The organism is Eubacterium sp. An3 (assembly GCF_002159465.1).
In the GTDB taxonomy this organism is placed as follows: domain Bacteria; phylum Bacillota; class Clostridia; order Lachnospirales; family Lachnospiraceae; genus Anaerobutyricum; species Anaerobutyricum stercoris.
The window spans coordinates 60,777-84,798 of sequence record NZ_NFIR01000005.1 but is presented as its reverse complement, the minus strand read 5'-3'; the positions used below and the strand labels follow the sequence as shown (position 1 = coordinate 84,798).

Genomic DNA, 24,022 nt, shown 5'->3' with positions numbered 1-24,022 from the left:
AAATACGGACAAAAATTGCAATTTGTCCATCAAATTTTTTTGCCTTATTTTTGAAAAAAATCAGGGGTGCAGACGTGTTTGTAAACAGAAAGAAAAAAGGAGGTACAGACAAAATAAAGGATAGTGGAAGTCCGGTACAGAAGATGATATAGTAAAGAAAAAAGTAGGAGGAATCTGGCATTGGAACTTTATATTCATATCCCTTTTTGTGTAAGAAAATGTAATTACTGTGACTTTCTGTCCTTTCCGGCAGGATCGGAAAGTATCGAAAGTTACTGCCGGGCGCTGGATGAGGAAATTTGTCGGACGGCAGAAATCATATACGAAAAACAGGAAGACAGGAATACCGGAAGGATATCCACGATCTTTGTGGGCGGCGGTACGCCGTCGGTGCTTGCGCCGGAGCAGATACGCCGTCTGTTTTTCTGTCTGCGACAGAATTTTTCTATCAGCCCGGACGCGGAGATATCCATGGAGGCCAATCCAGGTACACTAACCCGGGAGAAACTTGCTGCCTGTATGGAAGCGGGCGTCAATCGTCTGAGTATCGGATTGCAGAGTTCTGACGACGCGCTGCTAAAGGTGCTTGGACGGATCCATACCTGGGAACAGTTTCTGGATAATTACCGGGAGGCAAGGAAGACGGGATTTCAGAACATCAATATCGATCTGATGAGCAGCCTGCCGGGACAGACTTTATCCGGCTATCTGAAAACACTTGAGCAGGTGACAGAACTCCGGCCGGAGCACATTTCCTCTTACAGCCTGATTCTGGAGGAGGGAACGCCGTTTTTCGATTCGGAGGATATCCGCAGGCGCCTTCCCGATGAGGCAGTGGACAGGGAAATGTATGAGAGAACAAAAGAACTTCTTCATGAGAGAGGCTATGAACGGTATGAGATATCCAATTATGCAAAAGAGGGCTTTGCCTGTCGCCATAATATCGGCTATTGGGACGGCGTGCCGTATCTTGGTCTGGGACTGGGGGCTTCTTCTTATTATGATAACGCCCGTTTTTCCAACGAAATTTCTATGAAAAAATATCTGGAGCATCCCTTTATTCCGTTTCAGGAGCGTCAGGATTATTATGTGACAGAAATAAAAGACCGGATAGAGGATTATATGATATTCGGTCTGAGAAAAATGTCAGGCGTATCCTTATCCCGTTTTGCCGGAGAGTTTGGAGTTTCCATGGAAAAAATATATGGCGGAGTAATCCGCAGGTATGCGGACATGGAGCTTTTGGTCATGGAAGGAGACACTCTTCGGCTCACGGATGCCGGGATTGATGTGAGCAACCGGATTTTTGAAGAATTTCTATTATAACTTATAACTGCAGACTAAGAGATCTGTCCATGAGCTCAAGAAATCTTTTCAGCACTGGTATATCATGTTCATACCGGCAATAAATGCCGAAAGATACCTTTGGGAGATCAGTGACCGGGATATAGCACAGTTCATGATCCCGGGCTGCAGGGATATCCGGATAAACTGTATAGCCGATTTCCGCTTTGACAAGAGCAAAGGCGCTGTCTACGTTGTCGGTGAGGAAGCGGTTTTTAGGCGGAAGATTTACCAGAAGCTCATTCTGGACGGCAAAAAAGGAATCGGGTACCGGCCGGGGCGTACAGGCGATGAAGTTTCCCTCAAGTTCTCTGGTGGTGAGCGTTTCATAACGGGACAGCGGATGGCCGGGAACACAGACGCAGGAGCAAGGCGCCAGACATAATTCCCTGTAGAAGAGAGAGGAGCGCTTCTGTGTTTCTTTCAGCCCCAGAGCGGCATGAATCTGGTTATTTTCAATCAGATTTACAAGGGATGGAAAAGGAACCAGGCGGATATTGGGCCGGAGCAGTGGAAATTCTTCTGAGAGAACTTTCAGTACCGGCGGCAGCATCCGAAGCTCAATCTGATTATGGCAGCCCAGTTCCAGCGGCAGGAAGTGTTCCTGATTGCCTAGGCGTTCTCTGGCAGACATTGCAGTTTTTAAAATAAGCTGCGCGTCGGCAAGAAAAAGAACGCCCTCTGGAGTGATAGTGACATTTTTGCTGGTGCGGTTAAACAGTTTTACGTCCAGCTCTTTTTCAAGCGATTGAATCTGATGGCTGACTGCGGGCTGGGACATCTTCAGCACCGTGGATGCTTTGGAAAAGTTAAGATATTCGGCTACAGTGACAAAACATTCTAGTTGAATCGTATTCATTTTTTAACCTCGTCTGTTATTTGCAAATGTTCAGGATGTTGCGGTCATGTCTTATTATAATCTACATATTTCTTAATATCAAAAACAAAATTGATATCTATAAAAAATTTTTATAGAAGATAAAATTTTTGAATTTCACATTTCTTAAAAAACGAGTTAGAATCCCTCTGTGAACAGATTGTAAGTTAATGAACTGTTCGGTAAGAAACTATTTTGCGGATCAGGAAAATTCTGTATATGGATGCATTATAGTAAAAAACAGAAAAAGAACAGGAGGTGTTCGCAGTAATGACCGATGATTTCAGAGCAGAAGAGCTGATTTATTTTATGAAGAAAATCGGGTTGGATCTGGCGGCGCTGATGGACTGCTGTCTCAGAAATGATGAACTCAGCGGAATTCAGGTTTATTTTCTCGTATATCTTCTGCGGCATCATTCGGAGGGGACCTACCTTACGGAGCTGTGCCGGGAGACAGGCATGTCCAAGGCAACGCTGTCTGCTCTGATCAAAAAGCTTAGAGAAAAAGATTATCTTTATTTTCGGGAGCGCCCGGAGGATATCCGGAAGAAAGAAGTGCTCCCCACCAAAAAACTCCTGGAAGAAAGCGAAGAGTTTTTTATCAAGACAAGGCAGATGGAAGACGAGGTCTGCGTCGCTCTCTGGGTATTGTACTGCAGGATACCCACTTGTTCACCGGCACTGTCATGGATAACATCCGTTACGGTAAACTGGACGCCACCGATGAAGAATGTATCAAGGCGGCCAGACTGGCCAACGCCGATGGATTTATCCGGCGTCTGCCGGACGGCTACGATACTATGCTCACCGGCGACGGCGCCAACTTGAGTCAGGGCCAGCGTCAGCTCCTTGCCATCGCCCGCGCGGCCGTGGCCGACCCGCCGGCGCTGATTCTCGACGAGGCTACTTCCTCCATCGATACCCGTACTGAGAAACTGGTACAGGACGGCATGGACGCTCTGATGAAAGGCCGTACCACCTTCGTCATCGCCCACCGTCTTTCCACGGTCAAGAACTCTGACTGTATCATGGTCATGGAACAGGGCCGCATCATCGAGAGAGGTACCCACGACGAGCTGATTGCCGCCAAGGGCAAATATTATCAGCTCTATACGGGTAATTTTGAGGAGTAAATACGAGAATGCATGATGAATTATTGTAAAGGAGCAAGTGTATATAATGGTTAAAACCGTTGCCTGACGGTAATGTGTATTTTATTTATGCAGAGCGGAAAGCTGTTTTATAATAGAAACAGGACTGTCCGCCCTGCATTTTTTATCATTTAGATATATGTGGACATAAGGATAGAGTTATTGTAAAATATAAATAGCTGGTGTACTACAACATTGACGAGAAAGGACGGAAATTTATGAAAAAATCTATCAAAATGGCTGTGCTGACTGCTGCCGCCTTTACTTTTATGGCAGGCGCCGGCATATCTGTGAAGGCAGCGGACAGCGTGGTGATCAATGAGGAAAATTTTGCGCCGGCAGTGATGGAATACGCGCAGGAGGCGGATACCAATGAAGACGGATTTCTCTCTTCGAAGGAAGCGTCAAAAGTGAAAAAGATGCGTTTTGACACACGGCAGTATATCGATTCGTTTCAGGGTATCAAATATTTCAAAAAATTGAAACAGTTCGATTATGAAGTAGCGGAGTATCAGCAGGACATGACGGCCGCGCCGGATTTGGATTTGAGCGGACTGAAGAAATTAGAAAATGTGTCGATATATTCCGAGAGTATGCATATTGGAACGATCAATCTGCAAAACTGCACAAAACTGCGGCAAGTGGGGATTGTTCCCAATTCGGAGCATATTGTTTATATTGACAGTATGAATTTGCAGGGATGCACAAATCTGGACTCCTTTGTATGCGGAGGCCAGATAGAACAGATCGATTTATCCGGTTTAAAAAATTTAAAGTCTGTCATGTTTACCGGCGAAACGGAAACGCTGAATTTGGATCGCTGTTCCAAACTGAAAAATATGTATATCATCAGTGATACTCTGAAGACATTGTCGCTAAAAGGGGTCAGAAATCTGAGAGGCATCACGATAAAAGCTGCTTCTCTGGAATCGCTGGATCTGAGTAAAAATTCCAAATTAAAAAATGTGAATTGCCATTATACTCAGATTACTTCTCTGGACTTGAGCGGAAACAAAGATTTAAAGTATTTACATTGCCAGAACAACCGGAAATTAACCAGCCTTGATGTGACTGGATGTACCAGCCTGAGATATCTTCGCTGCCATAATACTGCTCTGACAAAGATTAACGTAAAAACAAACATAAATCTTGAAATATTAGGTTGTAAAAATACCAACATAACATCTCTGAATCTCAAAAAGAACAGAAAGTTAAGATTCTTAAGCTGTCTGGGAACCAAAGTACAGAAGCTGGATCTTTCCAAAACCAGTATCAGGGGTGAAGGCAGACTGCGGTGTGAGAAGACAGTAGATGTTACTTATGCGGCAAGAAAAAATTAAATGTATGGATAAATGTATGGAGGGGCATTACAAGAAGGATAAGGAGGGAAATCTATGAAAAAAATGAAGTTATTACAGGGAGTGATACTGGGCGGATGCCTGTTCCTGGGACTGTTCTTTCTGCATTCCTTTGACGCGAAGGCGGCAAGTGTGACCATGGATGGTGTACGTTACTGGTTGATAGACTGGGATTCCGAAGCGAAGGGACACGCAGAACTGGACCCGGATTCTGATCTTTCGGAAGTCTACATAAGAAATGAAGTGGAATTTCTCGGTAAATCCTATCCGGTGGGTTCATTCTGGTGGGATGAGGACGATTTTATGGTTGATTCCGATGATTCTTTTGGCGAAGGATGGGGGCAGGCGGATTTAAAAGAAACCAATACCGCCCACGAGTCTCTGAGAAAGATTACATTTGCTCCGGGCATTACAGTTCAGGGCAGAGCGATCAGTTTTAAAAAGCTGGAAGAAGTTGTGTTCGAGGGAGAAGTTTCCTATATGGATGAAGTCAGTTATTTTAACTGCCCGAAATTAAAAACAATTGTTCTTCCGTCCAGCTACGGGGAGCCGGTTTACAGATCAGAGTTTGGAATTGATATAAAGAGATGTCCGTCAGTACAGATTGTCGCGGATGAGTCCAACCCGCATTTCCAGGTCATCGATAACGACGTATATTCCAAAGATGGAACCATTCTTTATAACGTGACCAGCAGTGCTAAAACATACAAGGTGAAAGATTTTGTCCGTCACATCGGAGAATACGCTTTCAATGGAAACAATACAATCCGGTCCGTGACCATGCCGAACTCGGTGCAGACTGTCGGAAGATATGCCTTTGGTGAAATGAAGAAACTGTCTTCCATTCGTCTGAGCAAGTCTCTTCAGAAGCTGGAAGAGGGTGTGTTCCTTGGTTCAAAGAAGTTAAAGAAGCTGACTCTGCCAAAAAATATCAAGCGATTTGACGGGAATTTTGGCTGGAAAGAAAACAAATTTGAAAAATTAGTGATCCGCACCAAAAATATTAAAAAAGGATCGTTTTACGATCTCTCCAAAAAATGTACGGTGTATGTCCGGAACAAAAAGGTGAAAAGACAGCTTCGGAAATTTGATTTTGACGGAAAAATTGTTGTGAAAAAGAAAAAATGATAAATGGGGAAAGGGCTGCTGCTGGCAGTCCTTTTCCACGTAAAAATGATAAGAAGATATTACGATGAAATATCGGATGAGAGAAAGGAAAAAAAATATGAACATCACAGTGAGAGAATACAATAATCAAGACCTTTCTTCTATGACTGCCATCTGGAACGAGGTGGTGGAGGAAGGCGTCGCCTTCCCTCAGGAAGAATCTCTCACCGCGCAGACCGGCGCGGAATTTTTTGCGCAGCAGAGCCATTGCGGCGTGGCGGAGGACACGGACACAGGAAATGTACTGGGACTTTATATCCTTCATCCAAACAACGTGGGACGCTGTGGGCACATCAGCAACGCAAGCTACGCCGTGGCCTCCGAAGCACGGGGACAGCACATCGGAGAGCTTTTGGTGCGGGACAGCATCGCACAGGCGCACAGACTGGGATTTCGTATCCTGCAGTTTAACGCGGTGGTAAAAACCAACGCCGGGGCCCGGCATCTCTACGAAAAGATCGGATTTAAGCAGCTTGGCGTGATTCCGGGCGGGTTCCGGATGAAGGACGGCAGATACGAGGATATCTGTCCTTATTATATAGAAGTGTGAAGGATTTTCCTGAACTGTTAAAAATAAAAATTTGAAATTAATGCTTGACAAGAAATGTATATAGTGCTAAGTTATCTATAAAGATATTAGCACTCAACATAAACGAGTGCTAATAACTAAGAAAGAAGGGACACAGTTATGAATCTGGATGAACGTAAGATGAAAATACTGAAGGCAATCATATCTACTTACCTTGAGACGGGTGAACCGGTGGGAAGCAGAACCATTGCCAGAGATTCTGATTTGCATTTGAGTTCTGCAACCATTCGTAATGAGATGGCAGATTTGGAAGAGCTGGGATATATTTTACAGCCGCATACATCTGCTGGCAGGATTCCTTCTGATTTGGGATACCGTTATTATGTGGATCATCTGATGGAAGAGAAAGAGAGCGAGTTTGCAGCCCGGGAGAATGAGCTTCGGAAGGAACGGCAGGCTCTCCTGCAGAAGATGGACCGTATGGAGGAAGTTCTTAAGAACGTGGCGGATGTACTGGCGGCCAATACCAATTATGCCACTCTCATCACCACGCCGCAGATTAAGGAATCAAAGATAAAGTTCATACAGCTTTCCATGGTGGACAGCCGGAGACTTCTTGCGGTCATTGTTCTTGGCAATGACACGGTGCGGAATCTTCTGATGAATATCGAAGATCCTCTTGGCAATGACGAGATCCTTAAGCTCAACATATTATTGAATTCTTTCCTGCAGGGGCTGACGCTCAAGGATATTAATCTGGAGCTGGTGCATACCATGAAGGTGCAGGCAGGAATGCATGCCTCCATTCTGGAAGGCGTTTTTAATGGAATTGTGGAGGCGATACACGAAGCAGACGATATGGAGATTTACACCAGCGGCGCCACAAACATGCTGAAGTATCCGGAGCTGGTAAGTCCGGATCACACCATGGCGCTTCTTGATACTCTGGTGGAGAAGAAAGCTCTTGTAAAGCTTGTGGATGACACGGTGAACCAGGAGGAACGCCATGGAATCCAGGTTTACATCGGTAATGAGACCCCGGTGCAGACATTGAAGGATTGCAGCATCGTGACTGCGACCTATGAACTGGCGGAAGGGGGAACCGGAACGGTCGGTATCATCGGACCGAAACGGATGGATTATCAGAAGGTGGTAAATACTCTCAAGAATCTGACGGATGATTTAGATGAGATTTTCAATAATAAATCATAGAAAATAAATCACAGAAAGGTGGTACTTAAGTGGAAGAGAATAAAAAAGAATTCGACGAAAGTATCGTAGACGAAAACATTTCTGAAGCTGCTCAGGATGAGGAGCAGAAGGAAGACGCTTCTGAGGAAGCGAACGCAGCTGAGACAGCGGAGGCTGCCGGCGATGCTGCAGAAGGCGAAGAAGAATCCGATGAGCCGGACAGCAAGAAGAAAAAGAAGAAATCTGCCAGGGCTCTGGAGATAGAATTAAAGAAGAGCCAGGAGATGCTTGCCGATATCACGGACAAATATCAGCGGCTGATGGCGGAGTTTGAGAACGCCAGAAAACGTAATGCCAAAGAGCAGAGCCGCATGTATGATATCGGCGCAAAGGAAGTTCTCGCAAAGCTGCTTCCGGTGGTGGATAACTTTGAAAGAGGCTTGGATGCTCTCTCCGAGGAGGAAAAAGAGGGCGCATTTGCCCAGGGCATTGAGAAGATCTACCAGCAGCTCATGACCGTCTTTGATGAGATTGGCGTGAAAGCGATGGATGCAGCCGGTAAGGAATTCAATCCGGATTTCCACAATGCGGTGATGCATGTGGAAGATGAAGAACTGGGTGAGAACCTGGTAGTGGAAGAGTTCCAGAAGGGCTATATGTACAAAGACAGCGTGCTTCGGCACAGCATGGTAAAAGTTGCCAACTAGAGCTGATGGAGCAGACCGCTGGCCGGTCGGCAAGATCAGTGATTACAGATATAGTTGATTTTAGGAGGAATGAATAATGAGTAAGATTATTGGTATTGACTTAGGTACAACAAACTCATGTGTAGCAGTTATGGAAGGTGGAAAGCCTGTAGTTATCACAAACGCAGAGGGTATGAGAACAACCCCTTCTGTTGTTGCATTTACAAAGACAGGAGAAAGAGTTGTCGGTGAGCCGGCAAAACGTCAGGCAGTAACCAACGCTGACAAGACTATTTCTTCCATCAAACGTCATATGGGTACTGATTACAAAGTAGATATTGACGGCAAGAAATATTCTCCACAGGAGATTTCCGCTATGATTTTACAGAAATTAAAATCTGATGCAGAGAACTACCTGGGCGAGAAAGTAACAGAGGCAGTTATCACTGTTCCTGCATACTTCAACGACGCACAGAGACAGGCAACAAAAGATGCCGGAAAGATTGCCGGACTGGAAGTAAAACGTATCATCAACGAGCCTACAGCAGCCGCTCTTTCCTACGGCCTTGACAACGAGAAAGAACAGCAGATCATGGTATACGACTTAGGCGGCGGTACTTTCGATGTTTCCATCATCGAAATCGGCGACGGCGTTATCGAGGTACTGGCAACAGCCGGTGACAACCGCCTGGGCGGCGACGACTTTGATAATGTAATCACTCAGTACATGCTGGATGATTTCAAGGCAAAAGAAGGCGTTGACTTATCTTCCGATAAGATGGCAATGCAGAGATTAAAAGAAGCAGCTGAGAAAGCAAAGAAAGAGCTGTCTTCTTCCACAACAACCAACATCAACCTGCCGTTCATCACAGCTACATCCGAAGGACCAAAACACTTCGAGATGAACCTGACAAGAGCAAAATTCAACGAGCTGACCGCTCATCTGGTAGAGAGAACTGTAACACCTGTAACAACCGCTCTGAAAGATGCCGGACTGACAGCTACAGACTTAAGCAAAGTATTACTGGTCGGCGGTTCCACAAGAATCCCGGCTGTTCAGGATAAAGTAAAACAGTTGACAGGCAAAGATCCGTTCAAAGGCATCAACCCGGATGAGTGTGTAGCCATCGGTGCTTCCATTCAGGGTGGTAAGCTGGCAGGAGATGCCGGCGCAGGCGATATCCTCTTACTGGATGTAACTCCGCTGTCCCTGTCCATCGAGACCATGGGCGGTGTTGCCACAAGATTGATCGAGCGTAACACAACAATCCCTACCAAGAAGAGCCAGATCTTCTCCACAGCAGAGGATAATCAGACAGCCGTTGATATCCATGTTGTACAGGGTGAGAGACAGTTCGCGAGAGATAACAAGACCTTAGGCCAGTTCCGTCTGGATGGTATCCCGCCGGCACGTAGAGGTGTTCCTCAGATCGAAGTTACTTTCGATATCGACGCCAACGGTATTGTAAATGTTTCTGCCAAAGACCTGGGAACAGGTAAAGAGCAGCACATCACCATCACAGCAGGTTCCAATATGTCCGATGAAGATATCGACAAGGCTGTAAAAGAAGCCGCTGAGTTCGAGGCACAGGATAAGAAGAAGAAAGAAGCCATCGACGCAAGAAATGACGCTGACAACATGGTATTCCAGACCGAGAAAGCTCTGGAAGAGGTCGGCGATAAGATTGACGAGGCTGAAAAGACCACAGTACAGGCTGACATCACCAAGCTGAAAGAGATTCTCGACCGCACAACGGTTGACAACATGACTGATTCTGATGTTTCCGAGATCAATGAAGCAAAAGAACAGCTGATGAAAGATGCGCAGGCACTGTTTGCAAAGATGTATGAGCAGACACAGCAGGGCGCTCAGGGCGGCCCTCAGGCAGCTCCTGGCGGAGATGCCAACGCAACCTATAACGCAGATGATGTGGTTGACGCAGATTACAAAGAAGTATAAAATCAGAATTCAATACAATGACAGAGGAAGAGGAGACGGGGCTGCCCTGTCCCCTCTTCCCTTGTCGTTCACCGGGTGAAATAATTTTCATCTGATATACGCTCCGCGAAAGATGCGCAGGGGCAAGCCTTGAATTTGGAGGATAGTATGGCAGATAAAAGAGATTATTACGAGGTTCTGGGCGTAAATAAAAACGCCACAGAAAATGAAATAAAGCGTGCGTACCGGAAGGTGGCAAAAAAATATCATCCGGATATGAATCCGGGGGATAAAAATGCGGAAGAAAAGTTTAAAGAAGCTTCTGAGGCTTACGAAGTATTAAGTGACCCGGATAAGAGAGCCCGCTATGACCAGTTCGGCCATGCCGCCTTTGAGCAGGGAGGCGGAGGAGCCGGCGGATTCGGCGGATTTGATTTCGGAAGCGGAGATATGGGCGACATTTTTGGCGATATTTTTGGTGATTTCTTTGGCGGCGGCAGCCGCAGCAATGCCAGAAGAAACGGCCCGCGTCAGGGTGCGAACCTGCGGGCGGCTGTCCGTATTACATTTGATGAGGCTATCCGAGGCGTAGACAAAGAGCTGGAGATTACCCTGAAAGAGAAATGTAACACCTGCGGCGGCAGCGGCGCCAAGCCGGGAACCAGTCCGGAGACCTGTTCCAAATGTAACGGAACCGGTCAGGTGGTCTATACGCAGCAGTCCATGTTCGGCATGGTAAGAAATGTACAGCCGTGTCCGGATTGTAACGGAACCGGTCAGGTAATCCGTTATAAATGTGCCGATTGCTCCGGAACCGGTTACATCAAGGTGCGCAAGAAGATTAAAGTTCCGATTCCGGCAGGTATTGACAACGGTCAGAGCGTGCGGATCCGCGAGAAAGGCGAGCCGGGTATCAACGGAGGACCGAGAGGAGACCTGCTTGTCAATGTAAATGTATCCCGTCATCCGAAGTTCCAGAGACAGGAATACGATATCTTCTCCACGGAGCCGATTACATTTGCACAGGCAGCTTTGGGTGCTACCATTAAGATCGACACAGTAGACGGACCGATGGATTATACCATTAAGCCGGGAACACAGACTGATACGAAAATCCGTCTGAAAAATAAAGGTGTGCCTAGCCTTCGGAATAAAAACCTTCGTGGTAATCATTTTGTCACCCTGGTGGTACAGGTGCCGGAGCGCATGACAGAAGCGCAGAAAGAGGCGCTGCGCCGGTTCCAGGAGGCCATGGGAGAGGTGCCGCCAGCGCAGACAGATGCTTCAGGCGCAGCAAAAACAGAGCCGGAAAAGCATGAAAAGCATGAGAAACATGAAAGAAAAGGCTTCTTTGGCGGAAAGAAGAAGAAATAAATGGATGAGACAGCTTCGCGGGAAATATCCCGCGGGGCTTTTTGAGTATTATTATAATTTCGATATCTATCATGAACAAAGGAGAACGTTATGTCGGAAACAAAAAAGGAAAGCTTTTTGAAGAGAAAAAACGTTGAGATTTCTTTTAAACGGTATGGAATCGACGCCATGGGCGCCATGGCATTAGGCTTATTTGCATCTTTGCTGATTGGAACTATTTTTCAGACTATTGCGGAAAATATTGGCACTGCGGGCCTCATGGCTACTTTATCAGGTTTGAGTGGTGACGAATTATCCGCACAGACTGCGGCTCTTGGCGGTGTGGACAGCGTCTGCTGGGTGTTATACAGAATCGGTACTTACGCCACTGCCGTAACGGGAGCGGCCATGGCGGCAGCCATAGGGTATGCTCTGGACGCTCCGCCGCTGGTTCTGTTTTCGCTCTGTGCGGTCGGTCAGGCAACCAATACCCTGGGCGGCTCCGGCGGCCCTCTGGCAGTATTATTTGTGGCGATCATTGCCTGTGAATTTGGTAAACTGGTATCAAAGGAGACGAAGATTGATATTCTTGTAACGCCGGCAGTTACGATTGTAATCGGAACTCTTTGTGCAATGGTTCTGGCTCCAATCTTCAGAACCATCTGTGATGCACTCGGAACCTTCATCGGATGGGCGACAAACCTGCAGCCATTCCTGATGGGAATCGTTATCTCAACAGTAGTGGGCATCGTACTCACTCTGCCAATCAGTTCCGCGGCTATCTGTGCGGCCATCGGAATCAGCGGCGGCGCAGTGCTGGCAGCTCTCGGAGATGGAACGGTCTCCATAGAGGTATGGAACGGTCTGGCGCTGGCCGGCGGAGCTGCCACAGTCGGCTGCTGTACACATATGCTTGGTTTTGCAACTCTCAGTTATCCGGAAAATGGCATCGGAGGATTTGTGGCGCAGGGTATCGGAACTTCCATGCTGCAGGTGCCGAACCTGATGAAAAAACCGGTGTTATGGCTGCCTCCGGTTATCACATCCGCTATCCTGGGACCGATTGCAACCTGTGTCTTCCAGCTCAGAAATAACGGAGCGGCGATATCTTCAGGAATGGGAACTTCGGGTCTGGTAGGACCGATTGGTATTATCACCGGATGGGGCAATATGCCGGAAGGCTATGCGGCCGGAGTAAAAGACTGGATCGGATTGATTCTCCTCTGTTTTGTTTTACCGATTGTCCTCAACTGGTTCATCGGCAAGTTCATGAGAGCAAAAGGGCTCATCAAAGAGGGAGACTTAAAAATAGATCTTGGTTAAGACAATTTGAAAGGAATATCCCGGGCAGGCTTTGCCAGCCTGCCGCAGGATATGAGAGATAAGCAGAAAGCGCTGTGTATAGCATCACTTTCTTTTTTTGTGCGCATTTTTATTTGCAGATTTTTATTTGCAGATGAATAAAAGAGTGCATTTTTTGTCATGCTTATGTTACAATAAACTATGTTTTTAACAGATTGGGAAATCCTGCCGTGCAGGATTCTTTCTCATCACAGAAGAGAAATGGAAAGGAGATAATATATGTCGATGATAAAGATTACCGTAGATAATTTTAAAGAAAATGTACTGGAAGGAGCGAAGCCTGCTCTGGTGGAGTTTTCCGCCCCATGGTGTACTTACTGCCGCCGAATCGGGCCTGCCATGAAGAAAATCGCAGAACAGTATGCAGATACCATGGTAACCGGCGAGATTAACATTGATGAGCAGGAAGCGCTGGCAGAAGAATACAAGGTGGAGGTCATCCCGACCCTGATGATATTTAAAGATAGAAAAATGCTCGGCAGTATTGTGGCTCCGGATTCCAAAGCGAAGATTGAAGCTTTTATCGCGGAGCATCTGAAATAAAGGAGGATATATGAATGGAAGACATTTATGACGTTGTGATTATCGGAGGCGGGCCGGGCGGCTACACGGCGGCTCTCTATTGCGCCCGCGCCGGCATGGATACATTGATTCTTGAGAAACTGTCCGCCGGAGGACAGATGGCTCTCACCAGCCAGATCGACAACTATCCGGGATTCGACGAGGGCATTGACGGATTCGAGCTGGGTGAGAAAATGCAGCAGGGAGCCGAGAGATTCGGCGCAAAAACGGAGCTGGCGGAAGTGGAGAGCGTGCAGCTGGCCGGCGATGTGAAAGAAATCGTCACCAGCGAGGGAACGTTCCACAGCCGGACGGTGGTCATTGCCACCGGCGCCACGCCAAGGGAGCTGGGAATCGCTGACGAGGCGAAGCTGGTGGGCCGCGGCGTCAACTACTGTGCCGCCTGTGACGGTATGTTCTATAAAGGAAAAACCGTGGCGGTCATCGGCGGAGGCAATTCTGCCGCCGGCGACGCATTGCTTTTGTCCAAAATCTGTGAAAAAGTTGTGATCGTTCACAGAAGGGACACACTCCGGGCAGAAAAAATCTACCACACCCCGTTGATGCAGGCGGAAAATGTGGAATTCTGCTGGAACAGCACGGTGGAAGCCTTCTTATATGAGGATAAGGTGAACGGAATCCGGGTGAAGAACAAACTCACCGGTGAGGAAAAAGACGTTGCCTGTGACGGCGTCTTCGTGAGTATCGGCCGTTCCCCGGCCACAGAACTTTTCAAAGGGCAGGTGGACATGGATAAGGCAGGATACATCATCGCCGACGAGACGACCAAAACCAGCGTGCCGGGCGTATTTGCCGTGGGCGACGTTCGTACCAAAGTGATGCGCCAGGTGATTACTGCCGCCGCAGACGGGGCAGTGGCGTCACATTTCATTGAAGAATATCTGGCAGAAAAAGAATAGAATGGATAGAATTATGAAGTGGAATAAAATTACAATTGAGACAACGACAGCAGCCGAGGATATGTTAAGCTACGAGCTGCAGGAAATGGGCATCGAGGGAGTGGAAGTGGAAGATCATGTTCCGCTCTCAGAGGAAGATCGCAAGATCATGTATGTGGATCTTCTGCCGGACGAGATTGCGCCGGATGACGGAACCGCAAGGATCTCCTGCTACATTGACGAGCAGGAAGATCTCGATAAGATGCTGGACAAAATCCGCGCCAAAATCGAAGAACTCTCGGCATTTCTCCCTATGGGAACCGGAAAGATCACCCTGGGGACCACCGAGGAAGAAGACTGGATCAATAACTGGAAAGCATTTTTTAAGCCGTTCCGGCTGGACGGCAACATCGTCATCAAACCGACCTGGGAGACCCTCGCCGATCAGAAAGACGACGATATCGTCATCGAGATCGACCCGGGAACAGCCTTCGGCAGCGGCTCCCACGAGACAACCAAGCTGTGCATTTCCCAGCTTAAAAAATACATAAAACCGGACACTGAGCTTCTGGACGTGGGAACCGGCAGCGGCATCCTCTCCATCATCGGACTCAAACTGGGCGCCCGCCACGCCATGGCAACGGATATCGACCCCAACGCCATCCGCGCCACGGAAGAGAACTTTGCCATCAACGGCGTCGCCGGACAGGCGGAAGTCCACCGGGTCAACATCCTCGATGAAACCGAAGCCCGGGAATTCTACGAAAACAACCACGGCAAACGCTACGACGTCATCGTGGCGAACATCCTCGCTGACGTCATCATCCCCCTTTCGGGTATCGTAACCCCGCTTCTCACCGACGACGGCGTGTTCATCACCTCCGGCATCATCAACACCATGGAGGAAGCCGTGAAAGAAGCCATGCTCGCCAACAACTTCGAGATCCTCGAGATTCACCACATGAAAGACTGGGTGAGCATCACGGCGAAGCCGAAAAAATAGAACGATACAGAGCAGACGGATAAAAAGATTGCGCCTCCTTTTCTAAAGTAGTAAAATGTAGCTATATTCAGAAAGGGGGGGGGCGTTTTTTTGTGGCAAGAATATTTAATGTGAACGGCGTATGCAGGCCGAACCGCCATTATATGGTCGATCTTTCTTCCAGACTGGCTGCTATCAAAAAAATGGTGGACGACGGAGCCTACTTTACAATTAATAAAGCACGTCAGTATGGAAAAACAACAATGCTGCAGGCACTGGCGCATTATTTGCTTTTCTGGTATCAAGACTCTGCAAACTGATGGATGAAAAGCTGGCAGGCAGCGAAGAATTTCCTTCAAAGAAATCTGTCTGGACAAAACAGGGATTTCTGGAAGCGGTAAAACTCCTGCTGGCTGAAAAAAACTCTTTATTTGAATCATTGATAGGTAAGCTCAACGATTATCCGGATTTGAAAAAAATGATTTATCAGCTTTTGTTTCAAGGTCAGACGATCACATATAATGCCGATGATTTCGCTACAGATATGTTGCTTATGTTCGGTTTTGTGAAAGCGGAACGGGAAACTGTGCAGATTGCCAACCGAATTTTTGAGAACCGCCTGTACAATTATTTTTTGACCTTGCCGGAGGTACAGAACGGAGAAATGTACCGGATGGCGCTCTGGAATAAAAATCAGTTTATCAAAGATGGAATATTTATAAGTTCAGTTAAGTAAAGGCAGATTTCGTAAAAAAGACGAAATGTCTAATAAAAAGCGGCAGAAAATAAATTTCTGTCGTTTTTTTCATAAAAGGGATTGACAAAAACATAAAATCTGATATTCGTAAGTAGTAAGTAGTAAGGAAAAAATTGATATGGGAGGAAAATATCATGAGAGATTTATCAATTACACAGGAATACTTAATTTGTACATTAAATAAAAAAGGCGCGCTGCCTTCGGCCAATCCGAAAGCAGGCATCTGCATGATCATAGGCGGATTACTGGAGATGCAGATGGAAAAATGTATTTCTATGGAAGATAAGAAAGTGATTGTATCTGCAGAGCTGCCGGAGCATATGTCCTACCTTAAACCGCTCTATGATGTGATCAATCAGAAGAAGCCTATGAAGGCGCAGAAAGTGGTGGAAACATACTATGCTTCTTTTACTGGTAAAAAGCTGAATATGCTGTTGGATGCATTGCTGGATCAACTGAAGTCTGCTGATGCAGTAGAACCTGTAAAAACGGGGCTGTTGGGTAATAAAGAAGCTTTTGCACCGAAAAAAGAAGCGGTGACAGGTGTTATCGAAAAAATCCGTGCTGAATTGCTGGAAGATGGTGATGTATCTGAAGATGTTATTGCACTTACCGTTTTACTGGATAAGTCCGGACAATTAAAAGAATATTTCTCAAAATATGAACAAAAAGAACTGAAAGAAAAACTGGAAGTCATAAGAAAATCAGAAGCAGGAACAACTGTAAAAGAATTACTCTGGTATATTGATTCACTGGACGCTTCCATTATGATTTCTACAATGATCTCTTCTACAATGTAATGAAGGTGATAAAATGTCAAGACAGAGAAGTATGGAAGTCATAGCTAACGCAGAATATGTGACCATTGGAGAACTGGTAAGGCTGACCGACGTGAGATACAGCACGCTGAAATACTATACAGAAGAAGGACTCCTGTCTTTTGAGCAAGCCGAAGAGAACCTGACACGTCGCTATAAAAGAGAAGAGAGCATGGCACAGATTCAAAAGATTAAAGAACTGCGTCAGGAAGGGAAATCCATAGCGGAGATCAAGGGAATATTGAAGTAAAGTTGGAAGTTAAGACAGCATTATTGGTGAAGCTCTGGGTGCCTGCACGCGGCCTTTTTAGAAAAACTCCAAATGTCTGCCTTCTCTAAAACAGCCTGTGCGGCATACCCAGAGCCTTGTAAAGCTTAATTTTCCACTTCCGGCAATATTTCTACCTTTCCGGACCGGGTGTGATAGTAAGCCCCCACGATTTTCAGGCTTCCGTCGTTGATGGAAGTCTGAAGCAGGGGGCTTTTTTTGATGCGCTCCATGCTGTGGAAAATGTTCTTTTTCTCACAGCAGACAGGGTCGGTTTCCGTGCCGATAGCCCGGCGGATTTCATCAGTGATATGTACGATGGAATCATGGCCGGCATTGTGAATGGCGGCATCCACGGCGCCGCAGCGGCTGTGGCCCATTACCATGATCAGTTTTACTCCCAGATGTCCCGCGGCGTATTCGATGCTGCCCAGCTCAAAATCTCCGATGACATTTCCCGCCACCCGGATGGTGAATATTTCGCCGATGCCCACCATGAATATCTTCTCCGGGATGACCCGGGAATCGGAGCAGGCAATGACAATGGCGTAAGGTTTCTGTCCATATTCATGGGTAAGGATCCGTATTTCCTCGGAAATATCTCCTTTTCCCTCTTTCGCAATGAGATACTCTTTATTTCCTGCCATGAGGCGGTTCAACGCGGTTTCGCAGTCTGTTACATTAATATGTTCCATGTTTTTTGTTCCTTTCCGTTAGTTTGTTACATTTTACCACAGAAAGCGACAGAGAGGCAGAGAAAGTTGACCTGTAAAAAACCCTTTCCAATTACCGGGTGAGTTGTGCTATAATAAATGCGTTTCAGAAACCGAAAAAAAGAGAATGGAAAGGTCAGTATGTATCAGTTTTTTATTCAACCGGACAATATAACAGAAGACGATATTCTGATCACAGACGCTCAGGATGTCAACCACATAAAAAATGTACTGCGGATGAAAAAGGGGGAGAAACTTGCTCTCTGCTGCGAGGAGACAGGAAGAGAGTATCTCTGTGCTGTGGCGGAGTTTGAGGAGAACGGTATTCGTGCTGCCATCGAGGATATCAACGGGCAATCCCGGGAGCTGCCGGTGAAGATTACATTGTTTCAGGGATTGCCGAAAGGCGACAAGATGGAGCTGATCATCCAGAAGGCGGTGGAGCTTGGCGCGGCGGAGATTGTTCCCGTGGCTACGAAGCGGGCTGTCGTGAAACTTGACGCAAAGAAGGCGGCAAAGAAGGTGCAGCGCTGGAATGAAATCGCCAAAAGTGCGGCGAAGCAGTCAAAACGAACCATGATTCCGGAGGTAAAGCCGGTGCTTTCCTGGCGGGAAGCTGTGGAATATGGCAAAAGCCTTGATATGCTTCTGCTTCCTTACGAAGATGCCGAAGGCATCGGTCATTCCAGAGAGGTGCTGGCTTCGGTGAAAGGAAGGCAGAGCCTTGGCATTTACATCGGGCCGGAAGGCGGCTTTCAGAAAGAAGAGGTGGAACAGGCCGCTGAAGCCGGCGCGCAGACCATCACCCTGGGCCATCGGATTCTCCGCACGGAGACGGCGGGAATGGCAGTGCTTTCTATTTTGATGTTTATGTTGGAAGAGGACTGAGAATGGATTTTTTTGGTGGCAGGGAGGAATTCAATGAAGAAAATCGGACTCGAGCCTAAACTAAAAGAAACAGGAATCAGGCCCATTGTAATAGAAGAAATCCGGAATTTTGCCCGGAAGAACGGGATAAAAAAGGTTGTGCTTTTCGGCTCCCGGGCCAGGGGAGATTACTGGAGAGCCAGTGATATTGATCTGGCAGTCTGGGGTGGAGATATCCAGAATTTTGCCTTTGATGTGGATGAAGAGACATCAACGCTCCTGAAATACGACGTGATCGACATGGACAAGGGAGTGCAGGAAGAATTGCGGGAATCCATTGACAGGGAAGGAATTGTATTATATGAAGAAGTTTGATAATTATATTTCGAATCTTGCGGTACTCTGTAAAGCCGGTGAAGAAGATTTGAGCAATGAATTTATTATCAGTGGAATTATCGATAAATTTTTTGTTCAATTCGAGCTGGGGTGGAAAGTGTTAAAAGAATTGCTTCGATATGAAGGAGTGGAGGCTTCGGCTGTCGGTTCACCCCGTGTGATCATTAAAGAAGCCTATAAGGTTTTTTCTTTTGTGGACGAGGCTGTCTGGCTTTCCATGCTCCGGGCCAGGAATGATATGACGCATATTTATGACAGGCAGGCTGCGGGACGTCTGGTGCAGGTTATTTTAAAAGAATACATTCCGGCATTTGCGAAATTAAAAAAAGATATTATGGAATATTATGGAGGAAACATCCCGGAGGTTTGAGAAAGGTGCCAATCGGAATCTGCAGGACGGGGAGTATGAAGCAAAAAACTGCCGGGATTTGGTTTTAATCGAGAACGGAGGAACGACATGGTAGTAATTGATGAAAAGAAATGTATCGGCTGCGGTCTGTGTGCGGCCGATTGTATTACCTTAAATATTGAAATGGAGGAGAAGGCCAGTGTCAAAAAGGAGTGTATGCAGTGCGGACACTGCGTGGCGGTCTGTCCGAAGGGAGCAGTCAGTATTCCGGAGTATGATATGGACGATGTGGAAGAATATGATGCGGACAGCTTTACTCTGCAGCCGGAGCAGGTGCTTCACAGCATAAAGTTCCGCCGGAGTATCCGGGATTATAAACAGGAACAGGTGGAAGAGAGTGTGCTGCGTCAGCTGGTGCAGGCGGGCCGGTACACCGCCACGGCAAAAAACAGCCAGAGCAACGGTTTTGTGTTTGTGCAAAAGGAACTGACGACCCTTAAGGATAAGGTCTGGCAGTTTATTGACGACATTTCAAAGAAAGATATCAGGGAGATTGACAAAGCCCTTCTTCCGTACATTATGTTTAATCAGAGGAGGAAAAAAGACGCTGCAGACGATTATCTTTTTAGAAATGCGCCGGCAGTGCTCTATATTGTGTCGGATTCCCCGTTGGATGCGGGACTGGCAGCGCAGAACATGGAGACCATGGCGGTTTCCCTGGGACTGGGCGTGTTGTATAATGGGTATTTGGCCAGAATCAGTGACGTCAATGAGGAGCTGAAACAATGGCTGGGCATCGGGGACCGGACTATCCGCGCTTGTATGCTTCTGGGATATCCGGCAAGACATTACGTCCGGACAGCGCCGAGAAAGGCACCGGATGTGATCTGGAAATAAAAAAGTCGTTGTTTTTGCCCTGAATAGCGCATGGCTGAATAATTACAAAAAAAAACGAGAGGAGACCTACAATGGCAGGTTCAACATTTGGAACATTATTTCGTATTACAACATGGGGAGAGACCCACGGAAAGGGCGTCGGCGTGGTGGTGGACGGCTGTCCGGCGGGGCTGCCCCTCTGTGAGGAAGATATTCAGAAGTATTTAGACAGAAGAAAACCGGGACAGTCCCGGTATACCACCAAAAGAAATGAGGGCGACCAGGTGGAGATTCTCTCAGGAATCTTTGAGGGAAAGACCACGGGAACGCCGATTTCCATGGTAGTGTTTAATAAAGATCAGCGTTCTAAGGATTACTCCAACATTATGGACATTTATCGTCCGGGACATGCGGATTATACCTTTGACAGCAAATATGGTTTCCGGGATTACCGGGGCGGCGGCCGTTCTTCGGGCAGGGAGACCATCGCCAGAGTGGCGGGAGGAGCCATCGCGGCGAAGATTCTGAAAGAAATGGGAATAGAAGTTTTTGCTTACACGGAGGCAATCGGACCGCACAGCATTGATAAAGAACATTGGAATCCGTCGGTGCGGGATGAGAATCCATTTTATATGCCGGATGCCGAAGCGGCGGAGAAAGCTGCGGAATTTGTGGAACAGCGGATGAGGGAAAAAGATTCCTGCGGAGGCATCGTAGCCTGCCGGGTGAGCGGTATGCCTGCCGGCGTGGGCGAGCCGGTGTTTGATAAGCTGGACGCGAAACTGGGGCAGGCGATCTTGTCCATCGGGGCTGTAAAGGGCGTTGAGATTGGCGACGGATTCGCCGTCACCCGCTCCACAGGTTCTAAGAATAACGACCCATTCTGTATGCGGGATGGCAAGGTGGACAAGGAGACCAATCATGCCGGCGGAATCCTGGGCGGCATGAGCGACGGTACGGAAATTTTCCTGCGGGCGGCCTTTAAGCCGACGGCATCCATCGCCTCCACCCAGAAGACGGTGGACATCCACGGAGAAGAAAGAGAAATCAGTATTCACGGGCGCCATGATCCGGTCATCGTGCCGCGAGCCGTTGTTGTGGTGGAGTCCATGACTGCCATTACTCTGCTTGATGAGCTTCTTATGAACATGAGCAGCCGTCTGGATAAGATCAAGGAGTTTTATGAGAGATAAATGGGGGATATGGGATGTTAGTAAAAGTTTTGATTGACAATATTTCAAAAAATGAATTGCTCTGTGAGTGGGGATTGTCGGTCTACATTGAGTACAGGGATAAAAAGATTCTGCTGGACGGCGGCACCTCGGGTGCTTTTGCCCGGAATGCCAGGATGATGGGCGTTGATCTGAATGCCATTGATTTTGGCGTGCTGTCCCACGCTCATTATGATCACGCTGATGGCCTCGCTGCATTTTTTGAGGAAAACGACCATGCGCCGGTGTACCTGCGGGCCGGTTCAGAAGAAAATTGTTTTAAGAAAGAGGGAACGGGTTACAAATACATCGGTATCCGGGAAGGATTTCTGGAGGAATACGCAGACCGACTGAAATATGTGGAAGGCGATGTGGAACTGGCGCCGGGCGTATATCTTCTGCCCCATAAAACAGAGGGACTTGAAAAACTGGGAGAAAAAGCCCATATGTACCGGGAGGCAGAGGGCCTCTGGTCGCCGGATGCCTTCACCCATGAGCAAAGCCTTGTCTTTGATACCAGCCGGGGTCTGGTAATATTCAACAGCTGCTCCCACGGCGGTGCGGACAATATTATCCGGGAGGTGGGCGAAACATTTCCTGAGAAACCGATTTATGCGTTGTTCGGCGGACTGCATCTCCATGAATCCGCCGATGAAGACGTCCGGGCGCTGGCGGAGCGGGTTCGCCGGACAGGAATCCGGAAAATCTACACCGGACATTGTACCGGAGACCGCGCCCTGGAGATTCTCAAGGAGGAGCTGGGCGATACGGTGGAAGCCATCTATTCCGGGTTTACAGTTGATGATATGTGAGACAAAAAGAAAGAAGGTAATATACATGGAAAAATTAGCGAGAGAAGATGCCTGGAGCTTGCTGACGGAGTACACGGAGACTCCGGCTCTCCAGCAGCATGCGCTGATGGTGGAGGCGGTCATGCGGCATTTCGCAAAGTTGGCCGGAGAAGATGAGGAAGTCTGGGGAGTGGCAGGGCTGCTCCATGACCTGGATTATGAGAAGTATCCGGAGGAACATTGTAAGAAGGCCACGGAGATCATGGAAGAAAAGGGCATTGATCCGGTTTACATCCGCGCCATGAATTGCCATGGCTATGGCATCTGCACCGATGTGAAACCGGAAAGCGCCATGGAAAAGACCCTTTACACTGTCGATGAGCTGACCGGGCTCATCCATGCGGCCTGTCTCATGCGCCCGTCCAAAAGTGTTCTGGATCTGGAGCTGAAATCTCTCAAAAAGAAATTTAAGTCCAAATCCTTTGCCGCCGGCGTGAACCGCGACGTAATCCGCCAGGGCAGCGAGATGCTCGGCATGGAACTGGACGATGTGATGCGGGAGAGCATTGAGGGACTGAAAGAGAGCGCCGACATCACAGGATTGCGGGGAAATCTTTAAAGAGATTGAACGGGCTTTAATAACACACAAAAGAAAAACCCTAAAAATGAGGGATAAAATTGAAGAAAATCCCTTGTTTTTAGGGTTTTTATATGCTATTCTGAGGAAAACCTTATATGAAAGAACATCAGAGTTAAAATATAAATTGAGACAAATAAAAATAAGAGTGTTCATTTGCAACAGAAAGACGGGGTAAAAAATGGAATTTGCAATTCAGAAAACGTTTTCTTCGGAAGAAATAAAGCGAATACGGAAAAAACTAAATTTGAAGCAGAAGGATTTTGCAAAATTAGTAAATGTGTCAGTCAAAACAGTAGAACACTGGGAAAGCAGCGGAGGAGAGGTAAAAGGGGCAGGAGCAGCTCTTTTGAACATTCTTCGGGAAAGAAGCTGGCTGTTGGAAGAGATGGAAATTCCGGAGAAAAAGATGCCTTTGCGTCTGAAATATTATCATGATGATCAATTATGTACGATTGTAGATGTGGATGACAGACAGCGTCAGATCCGTATAAAAAATTATGTCACAGATCCATTATTTTGCGCTTTTGGCAGAAACGAACATCCAGATTATAAAGATTATGAAGCATTTCTTGAATCACGGTGTTTTCCTTCGTCGCGGGATAAAATGAAAATCATATTGAAAGAACTGAATCTTCCTTTTTATGACCCGTTTATGATTATTCAGAAAACAAAAGGAAGAATGGCAGAAGACAGGTTTTGGATTCAGATTGAGAGGTAAAAAATGGTTATAATGGGTGAAAAAACGTACGTTTATTTTCCAAAAGAAATAAAAAACAGAGTGAAAGATATTCTTTTGCAGCAAAGAAGAAAATACTCTTATCTATTTTGTAGTTGATGGGGCTGCGGCCACTGCGATTCCCGCTGCCCGTTCCATGTGGAACAGGGAGCGCGGATGCAGGAAATAAAAGAATATTTCGGAGAATAAAAAATCTTCGGG

The 24,022-nt window shown here is 47.0% G+C and carries 26 protein-coding genes and 2 pseudogenes; 26 read left to right on the top strand and 2 right to left on the bottom strand.

Going from position 1 to position 24,022, the window contains the following annotated elements; all coding sequences use genetic code 11:
- Nucleotides 1–180: 180 nt before the first annotated feature.
- On the top strand, nt 181–1,326 hold the full coding sequence (gene hemW, locus B5F87_RS07035; RefSeq protein ID WP_242964299.1) for a radical SAM family heme chaperone HemW: 1,146 nt from the start codon (nt 181–183) through the stop codon (nt 1,324–1,326).
- 1 nt (nt 1,327) lies between these two features.
- Here hemW and B5F87_RS07030 read toward each other — a convergent pair whose 3' ends face one another.
- A complete protein-coding gene (locus B5F87_RS07030; RefSeq protein WP_087278867.1) occupies nt 1,328–2,203 on the bottom strand; it encodes a LysR family transcriptional regulator in 876 nt (291 codons plus the stop codon).
- Between the two features lie 288 nt (nt 2,204–2,491).
- Between B5F87_RS07030 and B5F87_RS21390 the strand changes: the two are divergent.
- The 17 genes and pseudogenes from B5F87_RS21390 to B5F87_RS06945 all read left to right on the top strand — a co-directional run.
- Nucleotides 2,492–2,782, top strand: a pseudogene (locus B5F87_RS21390) (helix-turn-helix domain-containing protein); the annotation flags it as partial.
- Between the two features lie 68 nt (nt 2,783–2,850).
- Nucleotides 2,851–3,354 (top strand): annotated as a pseudogene (locus B5F87_RS07020) (ATP-binding cassette domain-containing protein); the annotation flags it as partial.
- Nucleotides 3,355–3,590: 236 nt separating this feature from the next.
- Nucleotides 3,591–4,712: a hypothetical protein gene (locus tag B5F87_RS07015; protein WP_087278861.1), complete on the top strand. Its 1,122-nt coding sequence runs from the start codon at nt 3,591–3,593 to the stop codon at nt 4,710–4,712.
- 54 nt (nt 4,713–4,766) lie between these two features.
- Nucleotides 4,767–5,858 (top strand): leucine-rich repeat protein, encoded by a 1,092-nt coding sequence (locus B5F87_RS07010; protein ID WP_087278858.1) that lies wholly within the window; start codon nt 4,767–4,769, stop codon nt 5,856–5,858.
- 97 nt (nt 5,859–5,955) lie between these two features.
- Nucleotides 5,956–6,447, top strand: a complete 492-nt coding sequence (locus B5F87_RS07005; RefSeq protein ID WP_087279127.1) for a GNAT family N-acetyltransferase — start codon at nt 5,956–5,958, stop codon at nt 6,445–6,447.
- A gap of 138 nt (nt 6,448–6,585) precedes the next feature.
- Complete coding sequence (gene hrcA / locus B5F87_RS07000; RefSeq protein ID WP_087278855.1) at nt 6,586–7,638, top strand: heat-inducible transcriptional repressor HrcA; 1,053 nt, start codon at nt 6,586–6,588, stop codon at nt 7,636–7,638.
- 29 nt (nt 7,639–7,667) lie between these two features.
- Nucleotides 7,668–8,324, top strand: coding sequence for a nucleotide exchange factor GrpE (gene grpE, locus B5F87_RS06995; RefSeq protein WP_087278852.1), 657 nt, complete (start codon nt 7,668–7,670; stop codon nt 8,322–8,324).
- 76 nt (nt 8,325–8,400) lie between these two features.
- Nucleotides 8,401–10,263: a molecular chaperone DnaK gene (gene dnaK, locus B5F87_RS06990; RefSeq protein WP_087278849.1), complete on the top strand. Its 1,863-nt coding sequence runs from the start codon at nt 8,401–8,403 to the stop codon at nt 10,261–10,263.
- 147 nt (nt 10,264–10,410) lie between these two features.
- Nucleotides 10,411–11,616, top strand: a complete 1,206-nt coding sequence (gene dnaJ / locus B5F87_RS06985) for a molecular chaperone DnaJ (protein ID WP_087278846.1) — start codon at nt 10,411–10,413, stop codon at nt 11,614–11,616.
- Nucleotides 11,617–11,706: 90 nt separating this feature from the next.
- The gene (locus B5F87_RS06980) at nt 11,707–12,918 is read left to right on the top strand and encodes a PTS sugar transporter subunit IIC (RefSeq protein ID WP_087278843.1); all 1,212 of its coding nucleotides are present in this window, start codon (nt 11,707–11,709) and stop codon (nt 12,916–12,918) included.
- Nucleotides 12,919–13,176: 258 nt separating this feature from the next.
- Entirely contained in the window at nt 13,177–13,500 is a 324-nt protein-coding gene (locus tag B5F87_RS06975; protein WP_087278840.1) for a thioredoxin family protein, read from the top strand.
- 14 nt (nt 13,501–13,514) lie between these two features.
- Nucleotides 13,515–14,438, top strand: coding sequence for a thioredoxin-disulfide reductase (trxB, locus tag B5F87_RS06970; protein WP_087278837.1), 924 nt, complete (start codon nt 13,515–13,517; stop codon nt 14,436–14,438).
- A 13-nt stretch (nt 14,439–14,451) separates the two neighbouring features.
- Complete coding sequence (gene prmA / locus B5F87_RS06965) at nt 14,452–15,420, top strand: 50S ribosomal protein L11 methyltransferase (protein ID WP_087279124.1); 969 nt, start codon at nt 14,452–14,454, stop codon at nt 15,418–15,420.
- 92 nt (nt 15,421–15,512) lie between these two features.
- Nucleotides 15,513–15,719, top strand: a complete 207-nt coding sequence (locus B5F87_RS06960) for a hypothetical protein (protein WP_087278834.1) — start codon at nt 15,513–15,515, stop codon at nt 15,717–15,719.
- Nucleotides 15,719–16,135 carry a hypothetical protein gene (locus tag B5F87_RS06955; protein WP_087278831.1) on the top strand — a complete coding sequence of 139 codons (417 nt, stop codon included), beginning with the start codon at nt 15,719–15,721 and terminating at the stop codon, nt 16,133–16,135. Before B5F87_RS06960 ends, B5F87_RS06955 begins: the two co-directional genes overlap by 1 nt.
- A gap of 155 nt (nt 16,136–16,290) precedes the next feature.
- Nucleotides 16,291–16,956 (top strand): GPP34 family phosphoprotein, encoded by a 666-nt coding sequence (locus B5F87_RS06950; protein WP_087278828.1) that lies wholly within the window; start codon nt 16,291–16,293, stop codon nt 16,954–16,956.
- Between the two features lie 13 nt (nt 16,957–16,969).
- The gene (locus tag B5F87_RS06945; protein WP_087278825.1) at nt 16,970–17,224 is read left to right on the top strand and encodes a helix-turn-helix domain-containing protein; all 255 of its coding nucleotides are present in this window, start codon (nt 16,970–16,972) and stop codon (nt 17,222–17,224) included.
- Nucleotides 17,225–17,349: 125 nt separating this feature from the next.
- Here B5F87_RS06945 and B5F87_RS06940 read toward each other — a convergent pair whose 3' ends face one another.
- Nucleotides 17,350–17,937, bottom strand: a complete 588-nt coding sequence (locus B5F87_RS06940) for a carbonic anhydrase (RefSeq protein ID WP_087278822.1) — start codon at nt 17,935–17,937, stop codon at nt 17,350–17,352.
- A 159-nt stretch (nt 17,938–18,096) separates the two neighbouring features.
- Here B5F87_RS06940 and B5F87_RS06935 point away from each other — a divergent pair, with 159 nt between their 5' ends.
- The 8 genes from B5F87_RS06935 (at nt 18,097) to B5F87_RS06900 (ending at nt 23,803) form a co-directional block, all read left to right on the top strand.
- Nucleotides 18,097–18,843, top strand: coding sequence for a 16S rRNA (uracil(1498)-N(3))-methyltransferase (locus B5F87_RS06935; RefSeq protein ID WP_087279121.1), 747 nt, complete (start codon nt 18,097–18,099; stop codon nt 18,841–18,843).
- Between the two features lie 33 nt (nt 18,844–18,876).
- Nucleotides 18,877–19,197 carry a nucleotidyltransferase domain-containing protein gene (locus tag B5F87_RS06930; RefSeq protein ID WP_087278819.1) on the top strand — a complete coding sequence of 107 codons (321 nt, stop codon included), beginning with the start codon at nt 18,877–18,879 and terminating at the stop codon, nt 19,195–19,197.
- Nucleotides 19,184–19,588, top strand: a complete 405-nt coding sequence (locus B5F87_RS06925) for an HI0074 family nucleotidyltransferase substrate-binding subunit (RefSeq protein ID WP_087278816.1) — start codon at nt 19,184–19,186, stop codon at nt 19,586–19,588. Before B5F87_RS06930 ends, B5F87_RS06925 begins: the two co-directional genes overlap by 14 nt.
- Nucleotides 19,589–19,675: 87 nt before the next feature.
- Entirely contained in the window at nt 19,676–20,464 is a 789-nt protein-coding gene (locus B5F87_RS06920; protein WP_087278813.1) for a nitroreductase family protein, read from the top strand.
- A gap of 71 nt (nt 20,465–20,535) precedes the next feature.
- Nucleotides 20,536–21,636, top strand: coding sequence for a chorismate synthase (gene aroC, locus B5F87_RS06915; protein WP_087278810.1), 1,101 nt, complete (start codon nt 20,536–20,538; stop codon nt 21,634–21,636).
- A 14-nt stretch (nt 21,637–21,650) separates the two neighbouring features.
- The gene (locus B5F87_RS06910) at nt 21,651–22,466 is read left to right on the top strand and encodes an MBL fold metallo-hydrolase (RefSeq protein WP_087278807.1); all 816 of its coding nucleotides are present in this window, start codon (nt 21,651–21,653) and stop codon (nt 22,464–22,466) included.
- 25 nt (nt 22,467–22,491) lie between these two features.
- The gene (locus B5F87_RS06905; RefSeq protein WP_087278804.1) at nt 22,492–23,064 is read left to right on the top strand and encodes an HDIG domain-containing metalloprotein; all 573 of its coding nucleotides are present in this window, start codon (nt 22,492–22,494) and stop codon (nt 23,062–23,064) included.
- A gap of 199 nt (nt 23,065–23,263) precedes the next feature.
- Complete coding sequence (locus B5F87_RS06900; protein WP_087278801.1) at nt 23,264–23,803, top strand: helix-turn-helix domain-containing protein; 540 nt, start codon at nt 23,264–23,266, stop codon at nt 23,801–23,803.
- Nucleotides 23,804–24,022: the final 219 nt, after the last annotated feature.